Annotated in this window: 18 protein-coding genes; 7 read left to right on the top strand and 11 right to left on the bottom strand. The window is 72.0% G+C overall.

Going from position 1 to position 22,423, the window contains the following annotated elements; genetic code table 11:
- Nucleotides 1-247: 247 nt before the first annotated feature.
- Complete coding sequence (locus BC793_RS03185; protein WP_109588979.1) at nt 248-1,483, top strand: YibE/F family protein; 1,236 nt, start codon at nt 248-250, stop codon at nt 1,481-1,483.
- Nucleotides 1,484-1,622: 139 nt separating this feature from the next.
- Here the strand turns inward: BC793_RS03185 and BC793_RS03180 are convergent, their stop codons facing one another.
- Both BC793_RS03180 and recD2 read right to left on the bottom strand, forming a co-directional pair.
- The gene (locus BC793_RS03180) at nt 1,623-2,261 is read right to left on the bottom strand and encodes a DUF4360 domain-containing protein (RefSeq protein WP_109589121.1); all 639 of its coding nucleotides are present in this window, start codon (nt 2,259-2,261) and stop codon (nt 1,623-1,625) included.
- Nucleotides 2,262-2,500: 239 nt separating this feature from the next.
- Nucleotides 2,501-4,678, bottom strand: a complete 2,178-nt coding sequence (recD2, locus tag BC793_RS03175; protein ID WP_109588978.1) for an SF1B family DNA helicase RecD2 — start codon at nt 4,676-4,678, stop codon at nt 2,501-2,503.
- Between the two features lie 60 nt (nt 4,679-4,738).
- Here recD2 and BC793_RS03170 point away from each other — a divergent pair, with 60 nt between their 5' ends.
- Nucleotides 4,739-5,713 (top strand): acetylxylan esterase, encoded by a 975-nt coding sequence (locus tag BC793_RS03170; protein WP_109589120.1) that lies wholly within the window; start codon nt 4,739-4,741, stop codon nt 5,711-5,713.
- A 40-nt stretch (nt 5,714-5,753) separates the two neighbouring features.
- On the opposite strand, the gene BC793_RS03165 is transcribed toward BC793_RS03170, so the two are convergent.
- The 5 genes from BC793_RS03165 to BC793_RS03145 all read right to left on the bottom strand — a co-directional run bounded on the left by BC793_RS03165 (nt 5,754) and on the right by BC793_RS03145 (nt 10,649).
- Nucleotides 5,754-6,026 (bottom strand): YggT family protein, encoded by a 273-nt coding sequence (locus tag BC793_RS03165; protein ID WP_109589119.1) that lies wholly within the window; start codon nt 6,024-6,026, stop codon nt 5,754-5,756.
- A gap of 111 nt (nt 6,027-6,137) precedes the next feature.
- On the bottom strand, nt 6,138-6,962 hold the full coding sequence (locus BC793_RS03160; RefSeq protein ID WP_109588977.1) for an aldo/keto reductase: 825 nt from the start codon (nt 6,960-6,962) through the stop codon (nt 6,138-6,140).
- A 656-nt stretch (nt 6,963-7,618) separates the two neighbouring features.
- On the bottom strand, nt 7,619-7,984 hold the full coding sequence (locus BC793_RS03155; protein WP_146246174.1) for a hypothetical protein: 366 nt from the start codon (nt 7,982-7,984) through the stop codon (nt 7,619-7,621).
- Nucleotides 7,985-8,059: 75 nt separating this feature from the next.
- On the bottom strand, nt 8,060-9,520 hold the full coding sequence (locus BC793_RS03150; RefSeq protein WP_109588975.1) for a benzaldehyde dehydrogenase: 1,461 nt from the start codon (nt 9,518-9,520) through the stop codon (nt 8,060-8,062).
- A gap of 319 nt (nt 9,521-9,839) precedes the next feature.
- Nucleotides 9,840-10,649: an IclR family transcriptional regulator gene (locus tag BC793_RS03145; RefSeq protein WP_109588974.1), complete on the bottom strand. Its 810-nt coding sequence runs from the start codon at nt 10,647-10,649 to the stop codon at nt 9,840-9,842.
- Nucleotides 10,650-10,719: 70 nt separating this feature from the next.
- Between BC793_RS03145 and BC793_RS03140 the strand changes: the two genes are divergently transcribed.
- Nucleotides 10,720-12,183 (top strand): aldehyde dehydrogenase family protein, encoded by a 1,464-nt coding sequence (locus tag BC793_RS03140; protein WP_109589118.1) that lies wholly within the window; start codon nt 10,720-10,722, stop codon nt 12,181-12,183.
- 75 nt (nt 12,184-12,258) lie between these two features.
- Here BC793_RS03140 and BC793_RS03135 read toward each other — a convergent pair whose 3' ends face one another.
- Complete coding sequence (locus BC793_RS03135) at nt 12,259-13,284, bottom strand: Glu/Leu/Phe/Val dehydrogenase dimerization domain-containing protein (protein WP_109588973.1); 1,026 nt, start codon at nt 13,282-13,284, stop codon at nt 12,259-12,261.
- A 103-nt stretch (nt 13,285-13,387) separates the two neighbouring features.
- Here BC793_RS03135 and BC793_RS03130 point away from each other — a divergent pair, with 103 nt between their 5' ends.
- The 3 genes from BC793_RS03130 to uppS all read left to right on the top strand — a co-directional run bounded on the left by BC793_RS03130 (nt 13,388) and on the right by uppS (nt 15,576).
- Nucleotides 13,388-13,879, top strand: coding sequence for an Lrp/AsnC family transcriptional regulator (locus tag BC793_RS03130; RefSeq protein ID WP_203896063.1), 492 nt, complete (start codon nt 13,388-13,390; stop codon nt 13,877-13,879).
- A gap of 34 nt (nt 13,880-13,913) precedes the next feature.
- Complete coding sequence (locus BC793_RS03125; protein ID WP_109588972.1) at nt 13,914-14,537, top strand: maleylpyruvate isomerase N-terminal domain-containing protein; 624 nt, start codon at nt 13,914-13,916, stop codon at nt 14,535-14,537.
- Nucleotides 14,538-14,778: 241 nt separating this feature from the next.
- Nucleotides 14,779-15,576: a polyprenyl diphosphate synthase gene (gene uppS / locus BC793_RS03120; protein WP_109588971.1), complete on the top strand. Its 798-nt coding sequence runs from the start codon at nt 14,779-14,781 to the stop codon at nt 15,574-15,576.
- Between the two features lie 84 nt (nt 15,577-15,660).
- On the opposite strand, the gene BC793_RS03115 is transcribed toward uppS, so the two are convergent.
- A complete protein-coding gene (locus BC793_RS03115) occupies nt 15,661-19,014 on the bottom strand; it encodes a bifunctional proline dehydrogenase/L-glutamate gamma-semialdehyde dehydrogenase (RefSeq protein WP_109588970.1) in 3,354 nt (1,117 codons plus the stop codon).
- A 103-nt stretch (nt 19,015-19,117) separates the two neighbouring features.
- On the opposite strand from BC793_RS03115, the gene BC793_RS03110 reads away from it, so the two are divergent.
- Entirely contained in the window at nt 19,118-20,032 is a 915-nt protein-coding gene (locus tag BC793_RS03110; protein WP_109588969.1) for a LysR family transcriptional regulator, read from the top strand.
- A gap of 15 nt (nt 20,033-20,047) precedes the next feature.
- Here BC793_RS03110 and BC793_RS03105 read toward each other — a convergent pair whose 3' ends face one another.
- Together BC793_RS03105 and BC793_RS03100 are read right to left on the bottom strand one after the other, a co-directional pair.
- The gene (locus tag BC793_RS03105) at nt 20,048-20,725 is read right to left on the bottom strand and encodes a response regulator (RefSeq protein ID WP_109588968.1); all 678 of its coding nucleotides are present in this window, start codon (nt 20,723-20,725) and stop codon (nt 20,048-20,050) included.
- Entirely contained in the window at nt 20,722-22,335 is a 1,614-nt protein-coding gene (locus BC793_RS03100) for a sensor histidine kinase (RefSeq protein WP_239169751.1), read from the bottom strand. The genes BC793_RS03105 and BC793_RS03100 overlap by 4 nt, the downstream gene beginning before the upstream one ends.
- Between the last annotated feature and the right edge of the window lie 88 nt (nt 22,336-22,423).

Here is a 22,423-nt window from a genome sequence, read left to right as displayed (position 1 = left end):
CGGCTGGTCCTGAGAGGCCCGGCTGGTTCCGAGAGGCCCGGCTGGTCCCCACCGCTGTCTCAGCGCCGCTGAGACAGCGGTGAGAGCCAGCCGAATCTGACGCGGCGGCCGGCCGGGACCTGACGGGGCGGCCGGCACGGACCTGACGCGGCGGGTGGGCGGGTCTGAGGCGGCGTGGGGGCGGGACCGGGGACCGGGCGGGTACGGTTCTCGCGCGGCCGAACCAGCGAACGCGTCGAGGAGCACGATGAGCGGCGACCACCATCACCACGCCCACCGGGAGCTACCGGAGTTCCCGCACGCCCGGCGGCTCACCCTGCTGCTGCTCGTGCCGGCGGTGCTGGTCACCCTGGTCGGGATGCTGCTGCTCTGGCCGCGCGACACCCCGCAGGCCGAGGGCGCGGCGGGCCCGGCCGTGGTGACCGGCGAGGTGGTGGCGGTCACCCCGCAGGAGTGCCCGCCGGTGCCGGAGGGCGACACCCCGCTGGAGAACTGCGGAACCGTCCAGGTGCGGCTCGACGACGGGCCGGTGATCACCACGGACATCCCGAACGGTCCGGGCGCGCCGACGGTGGAGTCCGGTGACGACGTCACGATGCTGACACTCAACGACGAGGGCAGCACCAGCTATTCGATCTCCGACCACCAGCGGGGCGACGAGCTGTGGATGCTCGGCGTCGCGTTCGCACTGGCGGTGATCGCCTTCGGCCGGTGGCGCGGGGTGACGGCGCTGGGCGGTCTGGCGGTCACCTTCGCGATCCTGCTCTATTTCATCGTCCCGGCGATTCTGGACGGCCGGTCCCCGGTGCTGGTCGCGGTGGTCGGCGCCGCCGCGATCATGCTGGTCGTGCTCTATCTGACGCACGGGCTGTCGATGACCACGACCATCGCGGTGGCCGGCACCCTGGCCAGCCTGGCGATCACCGCGATCCTGGCCGCCCTCGCCACCGGGGCGGTGCACCTGACCGGTGTCGCCGACGAGACGTCGAACTTCCTCACCATCACCCGGGGCGACGTCAACATGCGGGGCCTGCTGCTGGCCGGCATCGTGATCGGCTCGCTCGGGGTGCTCGACGACGTGACGGTCACCCAGTCGGCCACGGTCACCGAGCTGGCACTGGCCAACCCGTCGTACGGGTTCCGCCGCCTCTACAGCGCCGCCACCCGGATCGGCCGGGCCCACATCGCCTCGGTGATCAACACGATCGTGCTCGCCTACGCCGGGGCGTCGCTGCCGCTGATGCTGCTGTTCGCGGCCGGTGACACCCCGCTCGACGAGCTGCTCACCTCACAGATGATCGCGCAGGAGCTGGTGCGCAGCGCGGTCGGCACGATCGGCCTGGTCGCCGCGGTGCCGATCACCACGGCCCTGGCCGCACTGCTGGCCGCCCGGCGGTCCCGGCCGGTGGCAGCCCCACCCGTGCGGGCGGAGCCACGACCGGCCGGTGACCCGTGGGCGGCCTTCGTCGACAAGGACCAGTGAGTCGACAAGGACCAATGAGTCGACAGGGACCAGTGAGTCGACAAGGAACAGTGAATCGACAAGGAACGGCGAGCCGATAAGTGGAGCGGGTCGCCGAGGAACGGCGAGGCGACACGTATGGGCGGGAACGGTGAGCGGATCAGCACTTCTTCCAGGCGACCCGGTAGAGCGTGTTGATCGCGGCGTCGGTCGAGTCCATGGACAGGAAGTTGGTGTGCTTCTTCGCGTCCGACGATCCCCGGTTGACCCGCAGTTCGGTGTTGATGTTGAGGTACCGGCGTTCACCGCACGGCAGGTAGCTGTACGACACGATCGCCACCTTGTCGGTGCGCTGCCAGGAGTCCTCCATCGGGCCCTTGAAGTCGTGCCGGCTGCGCGTGCTCTGCGTGTGCCCCTGGAAGTAGTAGTTGGCCGCCTGCTGGCCGTACGCGCCGGGCCGGAGACTGGCGTATCCGCGGTAGTCCGCGCTGGCGATGGCGAACGTGTATCCGGACGGCACCTTGATGTCCAGCGCCAGCTGGCAGTTCTTCCGGAAGTCCAGCGGTGAGGCCTGCGGCCCGACCGAGGCGGTGTACTGCGAATAGGTCACCGTGAAGGCGGTGTAGTCGGGCGAGACCTGGATGTCCGCGCTGCCGTCCGGACATCCGGACCCGTTCGCGGAGACCACGTCGATCACCATCATCTTGTCGGGCTTCGGCGGCTGCGGCTGGGCATGGGCCGGAGCGGCCATCGCGAGCACGCCGAGAAGCGCTGTGCCCGCCGTCATCGAACGCAACATGAGCATTTCCCCCGTCAGTTCTCGAGCCCCTTTCCCGAAACCGAAAAATGGTTCGGAAAAGGCCTGGAAGAATTGATTTACAAGCTCACACTAGCGAGATCAGGAACTGTCGGGAGCGGTGCGCGAAACAGCCGTACCAGCGTCCGGACAACACGACCATTCGGCCGGATTTCCGTAATCACCGCCCAGGCCGTGGGGCGGTGTGGTAGGCGGCCACCGTGGGCCGGGGCCGTGGCGGGTCAGCCGAGACGCCTGGTCAGGGCGGTGTGCCGGCGGCCCGCGCCGACCGTGCGTACCGCCGCGGCCAGCGCACGGCGGGAGCCGACCAGCACGACCAGTCGCTTCGCCCGGGTGATCGCGGTGTAGAGCAGGTTGCGCTGCAACATCATCCAGGCGCTGGTGGTCAGCGGGATGACCACCGCCGGATACTCCGACCCCTGCGAGCGGTGGATGGTGATGGCGTACGCGTGCGCCAGCTCGTCCAGTTCGTCGAAGTCGTACTCGATCTGCTCGTCCTCGTCCGTGCGTACCGTCAGGGTCTGCTCCTCGGGCGACAGCCCGGTGACGACGCCGACGGTGCCGTTGAAGACGCCGGCCACGCCCTTGTCGTAGTTGTTGCGGATCTGGGTGACCTTGTCGCCCACCCGGAACACCCGCCCGCCCAGCCGCCGCTCCGGCAGGCCGTCGCGGTGCGGGGTGAGTTCCTGCTGGAGGAGCACGTTGAGCGCCCCCGCGCCGGCCGGGCCGCGGTGCATCGGGGTGAGGATCTGGATGTCGCGGCGCGGGTCGAGGCCGAATTTCTTCGGCATCCGGCGGCACGCGACGTCGACGGTGAGTGCCGCGGTGGCCTCGGTGTCGTCGCAGGGGAACAGGAAGAAGTCGGTCAGGCCCTCGAAGCGGGGCGGCCGGCCCTGGTTGATCCGGTGCGCGTTGGTGACGACGCCGCTCTCCGCGGCCTGCCGGAAGATCTGGGTGAGCCGTACCCGGGGGATCACGTCGGCGGCCAGCAGGTCGCGCAGCACCTCGCCGGCGCCGACCGACGGCAGCTGGTCGACGTCGCCGACGAGCAGCAGGTGCGCGCCCGGCGGGATCGCCTTGACCAGTTTGTTCGCCAGGATCAGGTCGAGCATCGAGGCCTCGTCGACGACCACCAGGTCGGCGTCGAGCGGGTTGTCGCGGTCGAAGGTGGCGTCGCCGCCGGGCTGGAGTTTGAGCAGGCGGTGCACGGTGGCGGCCGGGTGGCCGGTCAACTCGGCGAGCCGTTTCGCGGCGCGACCGGTCGGGGCGACGAGCTGGATCTTCGCCTTCTTCGCGGCGGCGAGTTCGACGATCGAGCGTACGGTGAAGCTCTTCCCGCATCCCGGCCCGCCGGTGAGGACCGCGACCTTCTCGGTCAGGGCGAGCCGTACCGCCTGCTCCTGCTCGGTGGCGAGGGTCGACCCGGTGCGCTGGTGCAGCCATGTCAGAGCCCGGCCCCAGTCCACGTCGCGGAAGTGCGGCATCCGGTCCGCCCGGTCCCGCAGCAGGGCCAGCAGCGACGAGGAGAGGGACTGCTCCGCCCGGTGGAACGGCACGAGGTAGATCTCGTCCTGCTCCCGTACCACGCCCTCCTCCTCGACGAGTTCGGCCAGGCAGGCGGGGATCAGTGCGGCCGGGACGTCGAGGATCTTCGCCGCGTCGGCCGTCAGATCCGGCAGGGGCAGGAAGCAGTGCCCGTTGTCGGTGGCCTGCGACAGCGTGTACTGGAGGCCGGCCTTCACCCGTTCGGGGCTGTCGTGCGGGATGCCGACCGCCTGCGCGATCGTGTCGGCGGTCTTGAACCCGATGCCCCAGACGTCCGCCGCCAGCTTGTAGGGCGAGTTCTTGACGACCGAGATGGACGAGTCACCGTACTTCTTGTAGATCCGCACGGCGATCGAGGTGGACACGCCCACCCCCTGGAGGAAGACCATCACCTCCTTGATCGCTTTCTGTTCGGCCCACGCCGCGGTGATCTTCTTGGTGCGTTTCGGCCCCAGCCCGGCGACCTCGATGAGCCGCTCCGGCGCGGTCTCGATGATCTCCAGGGTGTCCAGTCCGAAGTGGTCCACGATCCGCTCGGCGAACACCGGCCCGATGCCCTTGACCAGCCCCGACCCCAGGTAGCGGCGGATGCCCTGGATGGTGGCGGGCAGCACCGTCGTGTACGAGACGACCTCGAACTGCCGCCCGTACTGGGGGTGTGACGACCACCAGCCGCTCAGCCGCAGGCTCTCCCCGGGTTGCGCGCCGAGCAGCGCGCCGACCACGGTCAACAGGTCGGTGCTGCTCTTGTGGGCGACCCGGGCCACCGTGTAGCCGGTCTCCTCGTTCACATAGGTCAGCCGCTCGAGAACGGCTTCGAGGACGTGCGGGGGGCGGGAGGTCTCCGGTGGCACGCGACCATGGTGCCCGGTCGGGGCTGGTTCCGGCCAACGTGGGCGCCTAGCGTGATCACCATGGCGCTGTTTGACTTCCCACTCCACGAATTGCGCGAGTACCGCCTCTCCCGCCCGGAGCCGGCCGGCTTCGACGACTTCTGGTCCGGCACGCTCACCGCGGCACGCCGGGCGGCCCTGCCACCGAAGCTGACCGAGGTCGGCACGCCGCTGAAGGGCGTCACCACGTTCGACGTCACCTTCACCGGTTACGCCGGCCAGCCGGTCCGGGCCTGGCTCAACCGCCCGTCCACCGCCGACGGCCCGCTGCCGATCGCCGTCGAGTTCATCGGGTACGGCGGTGGCCGCGGCCTGCCGATCGACTGGCTGACCTGGACCAGCGCCGGGTACGCCCACCTGATCATGGACACCCGGGGTCAGGGTGGCGGCTGGCGTGGCGGCGACACCCCGGACCCGGACGATCACGGCGCCGGCCCGTCGTCGCCCGGCTTCCTGACCCGCGGGGTGCTCGCCCCGGAGACGTTCTACTACCGGCGGCTGATCACCGACGCGGTCCGGGCCGTGGAGACCGCCACCGAGCTGCCCGGTGCCGACGCCTCCCGGCTCGTCGTGACCGGCAAGAGCCAGGGCGGTGCGCTCGCGCTGTCGGCCGCCGGTCTCGTCCCGGAACTGGTGGCGGCGGTGGTCGCCGGGGTGCCGTTCCTCTGCGACATCCAGCGGGCGATCACGATCACCGACAGCAACCCGTACGCCGAGGTGGTCCGGTTCCTGCGGGCCAACCCGCGGGCCGCGCAGCGGACCCTGGACACCCTCGACCACGTGGACGCCGTGCACTTCGCCCGGCGGATCACCGCGCCGTCGATAATGTCGGCGGCCCTGATGGACGACGTGTGCCCGCCGTCCGGGGTGTTCGCCGCCTACAACGCGATCGAGGGGCAGAAGGAGATCGAGGTCTACCCGTGGGACGACCACGCCGGCGGCCGCAGCTTCTTCGACACCGCGGCGCTGGAGTTCGTCGACGACCGGCTCAGCTGACCTGCCCGGCCGGCCCGGTCCGACCGGGCCGGCCGGCCGGTCAGAGCAGCGCGCGGATGATGCCGATCACCACGAAGACGACGATGAACGCCAGGTCGATGGAGACGCCGCCGACCCGCAGCGGGGGCAGCACCTTCCGGACCGGGGCGAGGATCGGCTCGGTGATGCGGTAGATCACGTCGAGGGCCTTGGCCCGGGCCGACCCGGGCATGGCGGGACCGGCCAGCATGACGCTCCAGTCGAGCGCCACCCGAACCAGCAGCACCAGCTGGACCAGCAGCAACACGAAGCTGACCAGGGCGAGAAGACCCATCGGAACCTCCTGTGAGGGGAACGTGACCCCAGTGTGCGGCGGGTTCCTGTGAAGCCGCTTGACGATCTCTGTGACGGTCACCGGATGACGTGACCGTCACAGAGCGGCAGGTCAGTTGAAGTGGTCCGGGTGCGGCCCGGTCCGGCCGTCGCTCTCCAGCGCGTCGATCGCGGCCAGCTCGTCGGCGGACAGTTCGAAGTCGAAGATCCGCAGGTTCTCCGCGATCCGCGACGGGGTCACCGACTTGGGGATCACGATCCGGCCCTGCTGCACGTGCCAGCGCAGCACGACCTGGGCGGGGGTGCGGTCGTGGTCGGTGGCGATCGCCAGCACGGCCGGGTCACCGAGCACGCCGGCCTGCGCGAGCGGGCTCCACGCCTCGGTGATCACTCCCAGCTCCGCGTTGGCCGCCTGGGCGTCCCGCTGCTGCAGGGCCGGGTGCACCTCGATCTGGTTGACCGCGGGCACCGTGCCGCCCAGGTCGGCGACGGCCCGCAGGTGCTCGGGCAGGAAGTTGGAGACGCCGATCGCCCGTACCCGTCCGTCGGCCAGCAGCTTCTCCAGCGCCCGCCAGGTGTCCAGGTACTTCCCGCGTTTCGGGGTGGGCCAGTGGATGAGGTAGAGGTCGAGACGGTCCACCCCGAGCCGGGCGGTACTGGCGTCGAAGGCGCGCAGCGTCTCGTCGTACCCCTGATCGGTGTTCCAGACCTTGGTCGTGATGAACAGGTCGTCACGCGGCACCCCGGCCGATTTCAGTGCTTCGCCGACGCCCGACTCGTTGTGGTAGATGGCGGCGGTGTCGATGCTGCGGTAGCCCGCTTCCAGAGCCGTGGTGACCGCGGCCGCGGTCTGCGCCTCGGGAATCTGGAAGACGCCGAAACCGATCTGCGGAATCGTGACGCCGTTGTTGAGCGTGATGACAGGCGTGTCGCCCATGGAGAATGCTCTCCTCTTCAGCGGGTGTGGCCGCCCGGCTCGCCGACGGTGACCGGCGAGGCGAGCGATGTGCCTCACTTGTACCCGAAGAGGGGGCCGTCCCAACAAAGGTCTCACGGGTGCCCACCGAGGGAGCGCGGTATCACCCGGCTTCGGTGAGAATCTCGTGACAAGCTGTGACAACGTGGTTAAAAGCCGGACGCAACCGGCTCAGGGTGGTGGCCGTCCCGGATGGGCCACCGATGGTGGCGGAGCGTCACTGCCGGGTCCGTTCGGCGCCCGGTTTGCGAGAATGGTCACGGTCCGCGATTCCCCGAAAGTGCATATTTCGGTACGGCCACGCGCCCCCGCTCCAGCAGGTGCCCGCACGACCGCCCCGGTAGGCCCGGCGGCACTCTCCGGCCGTGGCCGTGGCCGTGGCCGTGGTTGCGGGCGCCGGACCGCGGGCGGCGTGTCCCGGTGCGCCGACCTCGTCAGCAGACGCTCCGTCGTTCGTGACAGGCCACCCCGGCCGCATCGTGGCCGGCAGAGCCCGCTGGTCCCGTTCCGCTCGTCCCCCGTCACCGCACGTGGGTGACTGTCCGCGGGCTCGGACCGTCCCCGGTCACCTCGTCGTGGTCGCCCCGCCGGTCGCGCCACCGGTCGTGCCGTGGCGTTCACAGGCCGACCACCCGACGGGCGGCGATCGCACCCCGACGGCGCCCGGTGCGGCGGGTCACCGCGGTGCCGGTGCCCCGGACGTCGGCCGACGGGTCGGTCCACGGCTCCGGCAGGGCCGGTTCCCACGGCTCCGGCAAAGCCGGTTCGGCACGCCGGACCGGGAGCCTGTCCGGCGTGTTCTCCGGCCGTCGGGGGCCTCGATGGGGGGTGAGGGCGGGCACCACCAGAGTGTTGCCGCCACCGCCCGGCCGGGCCGGGACGGTGTGGCCGGGTGCCGGCGGCGGGACCGCCGGCACGTGGCCGCTGGGGGGCTCGGTCGTGCTCCGGGACCCGTCAACCGGTATCGCCTCGGCTCGATTCATGGCGCTCATTATTGATGAACGTGCATTTAACGCAAGCCTCCCGGAGGGCATGTAACGGCACGGAAACAACTTCGATCAGAACGGGTACGCAGGCGGCTTGTCACGCAGAGTGACCCAGCGGGTCTCGGTGAACGCCTCCACGTTGGCCGCCGCGCCACCGAACCGGGAGCCGGTCCCGGACGCCCCGACACCGCCGAACGGGCTGTTCGCCTCGTCGCTGACGGTCTGGTCGTTGATGTGCACGATGCCGGTGGGGATCCGGTCGGCCAGGGCCAGGCCGCGCATCACGTCCCGGGTGACGATGCCCAGCGACAGGCCGTACTCACTCGCGGTGGCCAGCCGGACCGCCTCGTCGGTGTCACCGAATCGGATGACCGGAGCCACCGGCCCGAAGATCTCTTCCCGGAATGCGGGCGTGTCGCCGGAGACGTCGGCCAGCACCGTGGGGGCGTAGAACAGATCCCGGTAGGTGCCGCCGGCCGCCACCCGGGCCCCCGCGCCCGACGACCGGGTCACCACCGAGTGGATCTTGTCGCGCTGTCCGGCGTCGATGATCGGACCGAGCGCCACCTGCTCCCGCGCCGGATCGCCGACCGGCAGGTTCGCCGCCTTCGCGACCAGGGCCTCGACGAACTGGTCGTAGAGGCTCGTGTGCACCAGATGCCGGCCGGTGGTCATGCAGATCTGCCCCTGGTGGAACCACGACCCGAACGACGCCGCCGCGACCGCACCCTCGATGTCGGCGTCCTCCAGCACCACGAGCGCCGAGTTGCCGCCCAGCTCCAGATGCGCGCGCTTCAGGTGCTCCCCGGCCAACGCGCCGACCCGGCGGCCGGCCGCGGTCGACCCGGTGAACGAGATGACCCGCACGTTCGGGTCGGTGACCAGGGCCTCGCCGACGTCGGCCGCGCCCGGCAGCATCTGGAGCACCCCCGGCGGCAGCCCGGCCTCCTCGAAGATCCGGGCCAGCGTCACGCCACCGGTGACCGCGGTGCGCGGGTCCGGCTTGAGCAGGACGGCGTTGCCCAGTGCCAGGGCCGGCGCCACCGAACGGATGGCCAGGATGATGGGCACGTTGAACGGCGCGATCACCGCGACCACGCCGGCCGGCACCCGGCGGGTCATCGACAGGCGGGGCTCCTCGCTGGGCAGCAACTCGCCGTACGGGCGGGCCGGCAGCCCCGCCGCCTCGTAACACTCCTGCTCGGCGACGTGCAGCGCGAACCCGGCCATCGGCGCGATCGCGCCGACCTCGCGGACGTTCCAGCCGGAGATCTCGTCGGCGTGCTCCATCCACAGTTGCGCGGCACGGCGCAGCACCGCGGCCCGGCGGGGGTGCGGGGTGTCCGCCCAGGCGCGCTGGGCCTCGGCCGCGATCCGCCCGGCCTCGGTCACGTCCTCCGCGGTGGCCCGCCCGATCCGGCCCAGCACCGCACCGGTGGCGGGTTCGGTCACGTCGTACGTGCCGCCGCGCCCCGGCCGCCACTCGCCGCCGAGAAAGATGTTGCCGGTCCAGAGTTTGTCGTCGAGAAGCATGGGGGTCGCCTCCAAGCGCAGGGGTGCGCCGAAGGTATGCCGGTGTTTCCGGCAGATCAACGACTCGTTCCATCCACTCGAACACCACCCCCGAAAACCGAACACCGCCCGCACCAGCATCCACTTCCCCCCGGCTGGCCCTCACCGCTGTCTCAGCGCCGCTGAGACGACGGTGGGAGCCAGCCGGGTGGTGTGGGCTGGTCGTCACCGCTGTCTCAGCGTGGCTGAGACGACGGTGGGAGCCAGCCGGGTGGTGTGGGCTGGTCGTCACCGCTGTCTCAGCGTGGCTGAGGCAGCGGTGGGAGCCAGCCGGTGGGGGTCAGCGGTGGCCGAGGCGGGTGCTGATCTCGGCGGTGCACTGGCGCAGCGGGCGTTCCAGGCGGGCGACCACGGCGTCCGCGCTGGTCGACCAGACGGTCAGGTGCACCGCGATGTTGACGGCGGCGACCACCCGGCCGGTCCGGTCCCGCACCGGTGCCGCCACCGACCGCAGCCCGGACGCCAGCTCCTCGTCGTTCACCGACACCCCGGTCTGCCGGATCTTCGCGAGCGCAGCCATCAGCTGTTCCCGGTTGGTCAGCGTCTTCGGCCCGCGCCGGGCGAAGTCGGTCCGGTCCAGCAGCCGGCGCAGCACGGCCGGCTCCTGATGGGCGAGCAGCACCTTCCCCATCGACGTGCAGTACGCCGGCAGCCGCGACCCCACGTGCAGGTTCAGCCCGATCGCGAACCCGCCGACCGGCCGTCCGCTGCGGCGCCGCTCCACGTAGACGATGTCAGGCCCGTCGAGGATCGCCATGCTCACCGTGTAGCCCGTCTCGTCGGCCAGGTTCTGCAGGCAGGGCGCCGCCACCCGGTTGATCTCCAGGGAGTCGAGCGCCGCGAACCCCAGGTCCACCACCTTCGGCCCGAGCGAGTACTTCTTCGTCTCCGGGTCCTGTTGCAGGTAGCCGAGGCGGGTCAGGGTGGCCACGTACCGATGGGTGGTGCTCTTGTTCAGCGTCACCGCGCGGGAGATGTCGGCGATGCCCAGCACCGGCCGGGTCTCGTCGAACGACGACAGGATCATCAGCCCGCGCTCCAGGGACTGGGAGAACGCTGCGCCGCTACCGGCTTCTTCGTCGACGGGCATGGCGCAGCCTAACCCTCCGTTCGAACTGTCGGAACGCCGTCGCCTGCGGTCGGATACCATCGGCGACGCGATGGACCGGGCGATCGACGTGCGACACCACATCGGCGGGGACTGGCTGGACTCCGCCGGCGGGCGCACCTACCCCAAGACCGACCCGTGGACCGGCGCGCTCTTCGCCGAGGTGGCCGCGGGCGACGCGGAGGACGCCCTCGCTGCGGTCACCGCCGCCGACGCCGCCTTCCCGGCCTGGTCGGACTCACTGCCGATCGAGCGACAGCAGGTCCTGCTGCGTGCCGCCGACGCCCTCGACCGGCGCCGTGACGAGGTACGCGGACTGCTCGCCGCCGAGACTGGCTGCGGTGTCCACTTCGCGGAGGTCCAGCTGGACTTCTGTGTCAATCTGCTCCGGCAGGCGGCCGCTCTGGCGTACGCCCCGGCCGGTCAGGTCCTGCCGTCCGACCTGGCCGGCACCCGGGCGCTCGCCATCCGGCGCCCGGTCGGTGTGGTCGCCGCCATCGCCCCGTGGAACGCGTCGCTCGTGCTCGCCGGCCGTGCCGTCGTCGCCCCGATCGCCACCGGCAACACCGTCGTCCTGAAACCGTCGGAGGAGGCGCCGTACACCGGTGGCGCCTTCTGGGCCGCCCTGCTCAGCGAGGCCGGCCTGCCCGCCGGGGTGCTCAACGTCGTCACCCACGCCCCCGGTGAGGCCGGCGCGGTCGCCGAGGCCCTGATCGCCGACCCGCGGGTGCGCCGGATCAGCTTCACCGGTTCCACCGTCACCGGCCGCCGCATCGCCGAGACCGCCGGCCGCCACCTCAAACGCGCCGTCCTCCAGCTCGGCGGCCACAATCCGTTGCTCGTGCTCGCCGACGCGCCCCTCGACCGGGCCGTGGACGCCGCGATCTACGGTGCGTTCGTGCACAGCGGCCAGACCTGCATGTGCGCCCGCCGGATCATCGTCGACCGGGCACTGTTCGACGACTTCGCGGTCCGGTTCGTCGCCCGGGCCGCGGCTCTGCCCGTCGGCGACCCCACCGATCCGGCGACGGTCGTCGGCCCGGTCGTCAACGAATGGGCGCTGTCGCTGCTGGAACGCCGCGTCCGCGAGGCCGTCGACCAGGGTGCGCGCCTGCTCACCGGCGGTGTCCCCGCCGGCCGCTGCTTCCCGCCGACGGTCCTCGCCGACGTCCCGCCGACCTCGGAGCTGGCCTTCGACGAGACGTTCGGCCCGGTCGTCCTGCTCGAGGCGTGCGACGGCGCCGAGGACGCACTGCGCCGGGCGAACGCCACCGACTTCGGCCTGACCGCCGGCATCATCACCGGCGACCCGTATCGTGGCCTCGACCTGGCCTGCCGGCTCCGGGCCGGCATCGTGCACGTCAACGATCAGCCGGTCAACGACCAGCCCCAGATGCCCTTCGGTGGCGTCAAGGACAGCGGGGCGGGCCGCTTCGGCATCGGTTTCGCCGCCGAGGAGTTCACCGAGGTGCAGTGGGTCAGCGCCCGCCAGGAGCCCCGCCGCTACCCGTTCTGACCTCGGCGTAGCCGCGGATCGGGACACCCGGCACGATCGCCTGGACCGGCAGCGGCAGGCTGGCCGGGGCGCCGGTCAGCAGGCCGCCATGGTGGAGACCACCGGCTCTCCGATCAGGAAACCGGCGAGCCGGGACGCCGCCGCGGCGGGTGTCGACGAGGTCTCCCGGGCGGCGTCCAGGATCCGGGCGAGGGTGTCACCGACGGCGGCGATCCGGGTCGCGACCTGCGCCGGCGTCTCCCGGTGCAGGTCGGTCGCGACGGCGTGGATGATCCCGCCCGAGCCGACCACCACGTCCGGCGCCCACAGGATGTCCCGTGCGTGCAGCAGGTCCGCCGTCTCCGGTTCGTCGAGCTGGGCGTTCGCCGGGCCGGCGACGGCGGCGCACCGCAACGCCGGGACGGTCGCGGCGGTGAGCAGGCCACCGAGGGCGGCCGGGACGAGCACGTCCACCTCCGCGGTGAGACAGCTCTGCGGATCGGTCCAGGTCGCTCCCAGAGATTCAGCGACGGTACGCCGGGAGCCGTCCACATCCGACGCGACGACCTTGCCACCGGCCGCCGACAGCAGGTCCACGACGTGCGCGCCGACCCGGCCGGCCCCGAGGACGGCGAAGCTCCGCCCGGACAGCGAGGGCGATCCGAAACGGTCGGCGACGACGGCCTGGATCGCCGCGACCACGCCCGCCGCGGTCGCGGGGGAGGAGCCGCCGCCCCGGCCGAGCACATGGGCCGTACGCTCCCCGATGATCGCTATGTCAGCGGGCCCGGTCCCGACGTCCGGCCCGGTCGCGTAGATCCCGCCGAGACCCTCGATCACGTCGGCGACGTCGTGCAGGACGGCCCGCCGGTCCACGGGCCCGCACGCCGGCAGCACCACCACGGTCTTGCCGCCCCCGTTCGGCAGGCCGGCCAGCGCCGTCTTCGACGTCATCGCCGCGGACAGGCGCAGCGCGTCGTCGAGTCCGGCGCGCCAGTCGCGGTAGACGGCCAGCCGGCAGCCCCCCACCGCCTGCCCGAGCGCGGTGGAGTGCACCGCGACGACGATCGGGAACCCGGACCGTGTGCCGCGTTCGACCACGACCCGCTGGTGGATCGGCATGTGCTTCTCCCGTACATCTGAAGGGTTTGTGGTTTTGAACCTAGGACGCCGGACGGACCGCCAGTGATCACGCCGAACATCGTTCGGCTCACGGGCCATAATGATGGTCGTGGATGACATTGATTCGGCGATCGTGCGGGAATTGCAGACGAACGCCCGGCAGACCAACCGGGAGCTGGCCCGGGCCGTCGGTGTCGCGCCGTCGACCTGTCTGGAGCGGGTGCGTCTGCTGCGTGACCGCGGGGTGATCACCGGGTATCACGCGGACGTCAGCCTCACCGCGCTCGGCCGGGAGGTGCAGGCGCTCCTGCACGTCCAGGTCCGCCCCCTGAACCGGGAGGTGATCGAGGGGTTCAAGTCGTACGCCTCCGGCCTGCCCGAGGTGCTGTCGGTCTTCGTCCTGGCCGGCGGTGACGACTTCCTCGTGCACGTGGCGGTGCCCAGCGTCGAGGGCCTGCACGCCTTCCTGATGGACCGCTTCTCCGGCCGCCGGGAGATCGTCGGCTTCCGCAGCTCGGTGATCTACCAGCACCACCGCAACCGGGTCATCGATCCGCTGGATCCCACCGGAAACGCGCACGCCGCGGTTCGGTGAGGGGGACGAGCGTCGCGCGTGGCACCGTGGTGGCATGGACTACCGCCGCAACTACCGATCGGCCGCCATCGCCTTCGCCGACCTGGTCTCCCGGATCCCGCCGGCCGCCCTCGACGGCCCCGGCCTCGGCGAGTGGACACTGCGTGACCTGCTCGGCCACACCGTCAGTTCGGCGTTGCGCCAGGTTCCCACGGTGCTCGCCGACCGTGCGCCGACGCTGCTGGTCCCGGCGCCCGAGGCGTATTTCGCCCTGGCCCGGGTCGCGCCCGCCGACCTGATCGCCGCCGTCCGCACGGCGTCGACCGACGATGCCCGCGCCACCGGCGCCACCCTCGGCGACGACCCGGCCGAGGCCGTCAGCGGCTACATCGGCAAGGCGACGGCCGCCCTCGCCGGCGTCGGCGACGACGACCTGGTCGCCACCCCGGCCGGCGGTATGCGCGTCGAGGACTGGCTGCCCACCCGGACGTTCGAACTGGTCGTGCACGCCTCGGACGCCGCCGTGGCGGCCGGCCTGCCGATCGGTTTCGACCATGACACGCTGGCGTCGACGGCCGCCCTCGCCGCCCGCATCGCCGTCGCCGTCGGCCAGGGCATCCCCACGATCCGCGCCCTGACCGGCCGGGCCGCCCTCCCCACCGGCTTCACCGTCGTCTGACCGACCGCGCTCTCCCGGCCCGCCGATCACGTCGCCGGCCGACCGGCTGCTCCCCACCGCTGTCTCGCGGCGCGGCGCGGCCGACCGGGCTGGTTCCCACCGCTGTCTCGCGGCGCGGTAGACAGCGGTGGGCACCAGCCGGGCCCCGGATTGTGGCGATCGTGTGCGCGGGACGTGTGGGTGGGGTGAAGGCTGCCCGCGGAAGGGCCCCGCCGGGCCGGTGGAGTGGTTCGTTGTCCGGATGTGGTTGAGACAGTTCCTGTACGCGGTCTACGCGCGGCGGCTCCGCAAACGGCTCGACGGGGCGAACCTGCCGCGGCATCTGGCGATGGTGATGGACGGCAACCGGCGGTGGGCCCGGCAGATGGGCTTCGACGATCCGCGGGTCGGGCACCGGTACGGCGCCGAACACCTGGACGAGGTGCTCGGCTGGTGCGCGGAGATGGGGATCCGGCACGTCACGGTCTTCGTCGCGTCGGTCGACAACATGCGCCGACGTGACGCCGGTGAGGTCGGCAACCTGATGCGCATGATCGAGGACGTCGTCGCCGAACGGCTGTCCCGCCCGTCCAGCGTGTGGCGCCTGCACCTGGCCGGCCGGCTCGACGTCCTCCCGGACTCCACCCGGGACGCCCTCAAGCTGGCCGCGGACTCCAGCCGGGACGCCGCGCGTTCCACCGCGGACGGTCACGGCGGCTTCCATCTCAATATCGCGATCGGCTACGACGGGCGGGAGGAGATCGTCACCGCCATCCGCGCCCTGCTCGACGAGGAGGCGAAGGCCGGGTACAGCGTCGCCGACATCGCCCAGCGGCTGACCGCCGACCGGATCGCCGCGCATCTGTACACCGGTGGCCAGCCCGACCCGGATCTGGTCATCCGCACGAGCGGCGAACGCCGTATGTCGGGCTTCCTGCTGTGGCAGGCCGCCTACTCGGAGCTGCACTTCTGCGACGTCTACTGGCCCGGCTTCCGGCGGATCGACTTCCTGCGGGCCCTGCGTTCGTACGCCGCCCGCAACCGCCGTTTCGGCGCCTGACCCCGCGACCGGTCCGCGAGCCGTGGCGACGTGAAACGCCCTCCGCGCCGGTGTGGGCGCGGAGGGCGTACCGGATGAGAATCGTCAGAGGACGGCGGCGGCCAGGGGCAGCGGGTTGCCGAACCGGTGGGCGGTGATGCTGATCGCCTGCTCCCGCAGGAACGGCAGCAGTTCCACCCGTCCCGCCTCGGTGACCGGCCCGGACCAGACCGCCAGGTCGGGGCGCCCGCCGGTGGCGGCGGCCAGTGCCGGCGCGTCGCCGCCGACGAGGCGGACCCGGCCGGCGGTGAGCCCGGCCGCGAACGTCGCGTCGTCCTCCACGGTGAGGCCGGGGCAGCGCGCGGCCAGCGCGTCCGGCAGCGGGACCGCACTGCTGACCCGCACCTCGGCGCCGGTGAGCAGCCCGGCCGCGAGGACCCGCACCAGGTCGGCGATCGAGCCGCCGTCGGCGAGGCGCACGGTGACCGGCGCCGGCAGGTAGCGGAACACGTTGCGTTCCACGGTGAGGCCGGTGACGTCCGCGGGGGTGCGGAAGTCGAAGGCGGCGTCACTGCGGGCCGCCCGCTCGACCGACGCGAAGGCGCCGGCGTCGATCACCGGGCGGGCGTCGGCGAGCAGGTCGCGGACTCCCGGGTGCGTGATCTCGACGGCGGACGTGGCGGGGCGGGGCGCCCAGCCGGTGAGGCCGACCAGGTAGTTGGGGCCACCCGCCTTGGTGCCGGGACCGACCGCCGAGCGCTTCCAGCCGCCGAACGGCTGCCGCTGCACGATGGCGCCGGTGATGCCGCGGTTGACGTACAGGTTGCCGGCCTGGACGCGGTCGAGCCAGGTCCGGATCTCGCCCTCGTCGAGGGAGTGCAGACCCGAGGTCAGGCCGTAGTCGACCTCGTTGACGAGGTCGATCGCCGCGTCCAGGGTGTCGGCGGTCATGATGCCGAGGATCGGGCCGAAGTACTCGGTGCGGTGGTAGGCCGATCCGCGCCGTACCCCGTCGCGGACCCCGGGGCTCCACAGCTTGCCCGAGTCGTCGAGCCTGCGGGGTTCGAGCAGCCACGTCTCGCCGGCACCGAGGGTGGTCAGCCCGTCGAGCAGCTTCCCGGCGGCCGGTTCGACGAGCGGGCCCATCGTGGTACGCGCGTCCGCCGGATATCCCACGTCGAGCGACGACACCGCGTCCAGCAGTTGGGTCCGGAACCGCTGCGACCGGGCGACACTGCCGACCAGCACGACCAGCGACGCCGCCGAGCACTTCTGGCCGGCGTGCCCGAACGCCGACGACACCACGTCCTTGACGGCCAGGTCGAGGTCGGCGCTGGGGGTGACGATGATGGCGTTCTTGCCGCTGGTCTCGGCGAGCAGCGGCAGGTCGGCGCGGAACGAGCGGAACAGTTCGGCGGTCTCGTACGCCCCGGTCAGGATGACCCGGTCGACGAGCGGGTGCGCGATCAGTTCCCGGCCGAGCGTGCCCTCGTCGACCTGGAGCAGGGTGACCAGGTTCGGGTCGGCGCCGGCCGCGGAGAGCGCGTCGCGGAGGATGCCGGCCAGGACGGTGCCGCAGCGTTCGGCGGGGCCGGCCGGCTTGAGCACGACCGGCGAGCCGGCGGCGAGGGCGGCCAGGACCGAGCCGGCCGGGATGGCGACCGGGAAGTTCCACGGCGGCGTGACCAGGGTGAGCCGGGCCGGGACCGGGACGGCGCCGTCGGTCCGGCTCAGCTCGAAGGCCCGCTCGGCGTAGTAGTGGGCGAAGTCGATCGCCTCGGACACCTCGGGGTCGGCCTGGTCGACGGTCTTGCCGGCCTCGGCGGCCATCACCTCGAGCAGCGTGTACCGGTGCTCCTCCAGGGCGTCACCGACGGCGTGCAGCACGGCCCGGCGGTCGGCGGCGCCCCAATTCGCGGCGGCCGCCTTCTCCAGGGCCTCGTCCAGGTGCTCCCGGTCGCTGATCCGCGGCACGTCGACGCCGAGTGTGGACGACTCGACCCGGGTCAGGACCTGACGGACGCGGTCGCGGTTGGCGGCGACGGCCGGGTCGGTGTCGGGGGTGCCGGCGAACGCTCCGGGGACCGGCCGCGGGACGGCGGCGAACCGGTCCTCGACCCGGTTCGGCCGCGGGACGTCCGGGGTGAGGTCGGCCAGCGAGGCGAGGAACCGGGCCTCCTCGCGGGCGAACAGCTCCGCCGAGGAGTGCAGTTCGAACACCGCGGACATGAAGTTGTCGGGGCTCGCGCCCTCTTCGAGACGGCGGATCAGGTAGGCGATGGCCACGTCGAACTGCTCCGGGCGTACCACCGGGGTGTAGAGCAGCAGACCGCCGACCTCACGCCGGACCGCCTCGGCCTGGCCCTCGGCCATGCCGAGGAGCATCTCGAACTCGATGCCGTCGCGGACGTCGCGCCGGCCGGCCAGGACCCAGGCGTACGCGATGTCGAACAGGTTGTGCCCGGCCACGCCGAGGCGCACGTTACGGATCCGGTCCGGGTGCAGGGCGTAGTCGAGGACCCGCTTGTAGTTGGTGTCGGTCGCCTGCTTGCTGTCGCAGGTCGCCACCGGCCAGCCGTGCAGCTCGGCCTCGACCCGTTCCATCGGCAGGTTGGCGCCCTTGACCAGGCGCACCTTGATGCCGGCGCCGCCGCGCTCGCGCCGGGAGGCGGACCACTCCTGAAGGCGGATCATGGCGCTGAGCGCGTCCGGGAGGTAGGCCTGCAGCACGATGCCGGCTTCGAGGCCGAGCAGCTCGGGCCGGTCGAGGAGCCGGGTGAAGACCGCGATGGTGAGGTCGAGGTCCTTGTACTCCTCCATGTCGAGGTTCACGAACTTGCGCTGCGCGGCGGCCAGGGTGAACAGCGGTAGGAGCTTGCCGGCGATCTCCTCGACGGCCTCGTCGAACGCCCACGGGTTGTGCGGGGCGACCGCCGACGACACCTTGATCGACACGTAGTCGACGTCGGGCCGGGCCAGGAGCTTCTCGGTGCTCTTCAGGCGCTGGTCCGCCTCGCCGCGCCCGAGGACCGCCTCGCCCAGCAGGTTGACGTTGAGCCGGACGTTGCGCCGTTTGATCCGCTTGATCGCCCTGCCGAGGCGCGCGTCGGTCGCGTCGACGATCAGGTGTCCCACCATGTGACGCAGGGCGCGGCGGGCGACCGGGACCACCACGCCCGGCACGATCGGTGCGAAGAAGCCGCCGGCGCGGACCGCGAGCCGCAGGTGCGCCGGGAGGAATGCCGGGATGTTCCGCGACAGCGCCGACAGGTTGCGTGCGCTGACCCGGACGTCCTCCGGCCGGATCACCCCGTCCACGAAGCCGACGGTGAACGCGAGCCCGTTCGGGTCGCGGAGAACACCGGCGAGCTGCGCTGCCGAGCCGCCGACGGGAACGGACGCCGCCTCGCGCAGCCAGCGCCGGACAAGGGCGATCGTCTCTTCGGCGATCTCAGACATCGGGATGCTCCTTCCGTAATGCGCAACAGTCTGCAGTCCCGTATCAGGTAAGGAAAAGCGATGCTTTATTAGCGATGCACTTAAGTTCAGCTAACGTAATGGGATGCTGGAGATCCGCCGTCTGATCCTGCTCCGGGAGCTGGCCGTCCGGGGCACCATCGCGGCGGTCGCCGAGGCGCTCAACTTCACCCCCTCCGCGGTCAGCCAGCAGCTCAGCCAGCTGGAGAAGGAGGCCGGCACCCAGCTGCTGCGCAAGGCCGGCCGCCGGGTCCAGCTCACCCCGCAGGCCGAGGTGCTGGTCGCGTCGGTGGCCGAGGTCCTGGACACTCTGGAGCGCGCCGAGGCCCGCCTCCAGGCCGCCGCGACCCGGGTCACCGGCCGGGTCCGGGTCGCCGTCTTCCAGTCCGCCGCGCTCGCCTTCATGCCCACCACCCTCCGCGCGATGGCCCAGCGTTACCCCGACGTCCGTGTCGAGATGGTCCAGCGCGAACCCGAGGAGGCGCTGCGCGAGACGTGGGCCCGCGACTTCGACATGGTCATCGCTGAGCAGTACCCGGCGCACGCCGCGCCACACCATCCCGGCCTCGACCGGCGCGACCTGACCACCGACGCGATCCGCCTGGCCCTGCCCGCGGAGGCGGAGTCCCTGCGCCCCGTCGACTCGCTCGACACGGCCCGCCACATGCCGTGGGTGATGGAGCCGCGCGGCGCCGCCTCCCGCCACTTCGCCGAGCAGGCCTGCCGCGTCGCCGGCTTCGAGCCCGACGTCCGCTACGAGACCGCCGACCTCCAGGCCCACATGCGCCTGGTCGAGTCGGGCAACGCGGTCGCCCTCATCCCCGACCTGATCTGGGCCGGCCGGGAGACCTCCGCGAGGCTGCTGCCGCTCGCCGGATCCCCGCGCCGCACGATCTTCACGGCCCAGCGCACCGCAGGCGCCGCCTCACCCGCCGCCCGCGCCTTCCGCGACCTCCTCGAACAGCAGGCCTCTTCGGGTACGGCCACCCGCCCCGCCTGACCGCAAGAGGCCTCGTCAGGAGCCGACCCACCGGTACCGGTGCTCCGGGCGTCCGGGCACCGCGTAGCGCAGCCGCACCTCGGCCCGCCCGCTGTCGCGCAGATGCTCCAGGTACCGCCGGGCGCTGACCCGGGAGATCCCGATCCGGTCGGCGCACTCGGCCGCGGACAGGGTCTCGGCCGCCGACCGCAGCGCCTGCTCGACCAGCCGCGCCGTCTCCGGGCTCAGCCCCTTGGGCAGCCCGGTGGCCAGGCCGGGCGTGGACGCGCGGGCGAGCGCCCGGTCCACGTCGGCCTGATCGCGCACCCGTACCCCGTCGAGTCCGCTCCGGCGCCGCGCGTACTGCTCCAGCCGCTGTCGCAGGTCGTCGACGCCGAACGGTTTGAGCAGGTAGTTGACCACCCCGTGCCGGACCGCCCCGCGGACCGCGTCGGCCTCCTTGGCGGCGGTGATGACCATGACGTCGCAGTCCTGACCGGCGGCCCGCAGCCGCACCACGACGTCGAGTCCGAACATGTCCGGCAGGTAGAGGTCGAGCAGGATCAGGTCGGGCGCGAGCCGCGTGGCCGCGTCGACGGCCTCCTGCCCGGTGTGCGCGGTGCCGACGACCTGGAAGCCGGGCACCTGCTCGACGAAGCCGCGATGGATGCGCGACACCATGAAGTCGTCGTCGACGACCAGGACGCCGATCATGGGGCAACCCTCTCCGGGACGGTCAGCCGGGCGGTGAACATCGCCCCGTCCGGCGTGTTCGTGACGGCCACCTCGCCACCGTGACGTTTGCAGATCAGCCGGGTCAGCGCCAGCCCGATGCCGCGTTCGCCACCCTGGGCCGCCTTCGTGGTGAACCCGTGCGAGAACACCTCCTGCGCCAGTTCCGGTGCCACGCCCGGCCCGGAGTCGCGGACCACGATCTCCACGGCCGTGGTGTCCTGGCGCAGCTCGACCTCCACCCACGCGTCCCGTTCCGGGTCGCCGGCCGCGGCCGCGTCGACCGCGTTGTCGACCAGGTTGCCGACGACCGTGGCGACGTCCGCCGACCGGTCCGCGGACAGCCGGCCCAGATGGGTGCTCTCGGAGATGCGCAGCCGTACCCGGCGCTCGGCGGCCTGCGCCGACTTCGCCATCAGCAGCGCCGCCACCGCCGTGTCGTGGATCCGGCTGGTCAGCGTGAGATCGAGCGACTCGCGGTGCCGGGCCAGCGCGTTCACGTAACGCACCACCTCGTCGTAGTCGCGGATCTGGATCAGCCCGGAGATGGTGTGCAGCTGGTTGGCGAACTCGTGCGCCTGCGCCCGCAGCACCTCCGTCGTGCTGCGGAACGATCCCATCTCCCGCTCCAGCCGCGCCAGTTCGGTCCGGTCCCGCAAGGTGGTCACCGAGCCCAGCCGGCGCCCGTCCTTGGTGACGTCCATCCGGTTCATCACCAGCACCCGCCCGCCGCGGACCACCACCTCGTCGCGTTCGCCCTCGGCGCCCCCGGTCAGCACATCGTGCAGCCGGCCGTCGATGCCCAGCTCGGCGAGGCTGCGGCCGGCGCCGTCCTCGGGCAGGTCCAGCAGCGTCCGGCCGACCGCGTTGACCAGCGTGATGCGATGCTGCGGATCGAGCGCGATCACCCCCTCGGCGATCCCGTAGAGCATCGCCTCCCGGTATTCGGCGAGCCCCGCGATCTCCCGCGGCTCCAGCCCGAGCGTCTGATGCTTGATCCGCCGCGCCTCCAGCCAGGACCCGGCGATCCCGACGAGACTGGCGATCCCCAGGTAGATGGCGAGGTTCCCGGCACCGTCGCGGGCCCGCTGCCAGATCGTCGGCGACCGCTCACCGATCATCACCGTGCCCAGCCGCTGCCCGAGGGTGCCCGGCTCGGCGCTCAGCACCGGCACCTGCGCCACCAGTTCCCGGGAGCCGTCGACGACCAGTTCACCGGACCAGCCGCGGCCCTCGGCCACGCCCGGGTCGCCGAGCGGCAGGAGGGTGCGCACCAGGATCGGGTCGGTCGAGCTGACCACGATGCCGCGGGCGTCGGCGATGGTCACCGACGTGACGTCGGACTGGGTACGCACGGTCTGTACCAGCGGCGCCAGCGTCTCGCCCGGTGCGGGCCGGGGCAGCCGGTCCCGGACGAGCGGGCTGTCGGCCAGTTGCTCGGCGAGTGCCGCCACCCGCCGGCCCTCGACGCTGCTGAACGCGGCCGCCGACTGGGCCAGCGTCAGCGCCGCCACCGCCACCAGCACGACCAGGATGATCGTCACCTGGAGGGCGAGAAGTTGGCCGGCAAGCGTGGTCCGGCGGAACGTCACGACCACAATTAACTCAACCTCCGTTGTAGTCACAACGCAGACCCGGCAGCCGCCGAAGGGCCACCATCATCGCGCTGGACATCGACGA

Source organism: Actinoplanes xinjiangensis (assembly GCF_003148685.1).
Lineage (GTDB): Bacteria > Actinomycetota > Actinomycetes > Mycobacteriales > Micromonosporaceae > Actinoplanes > Actinoplanes xinjiangensis.
Note: the sequence above shows the minus strand (reverse complement) of the source record. Positions and strands in the feature narration are given on the sequence as shown.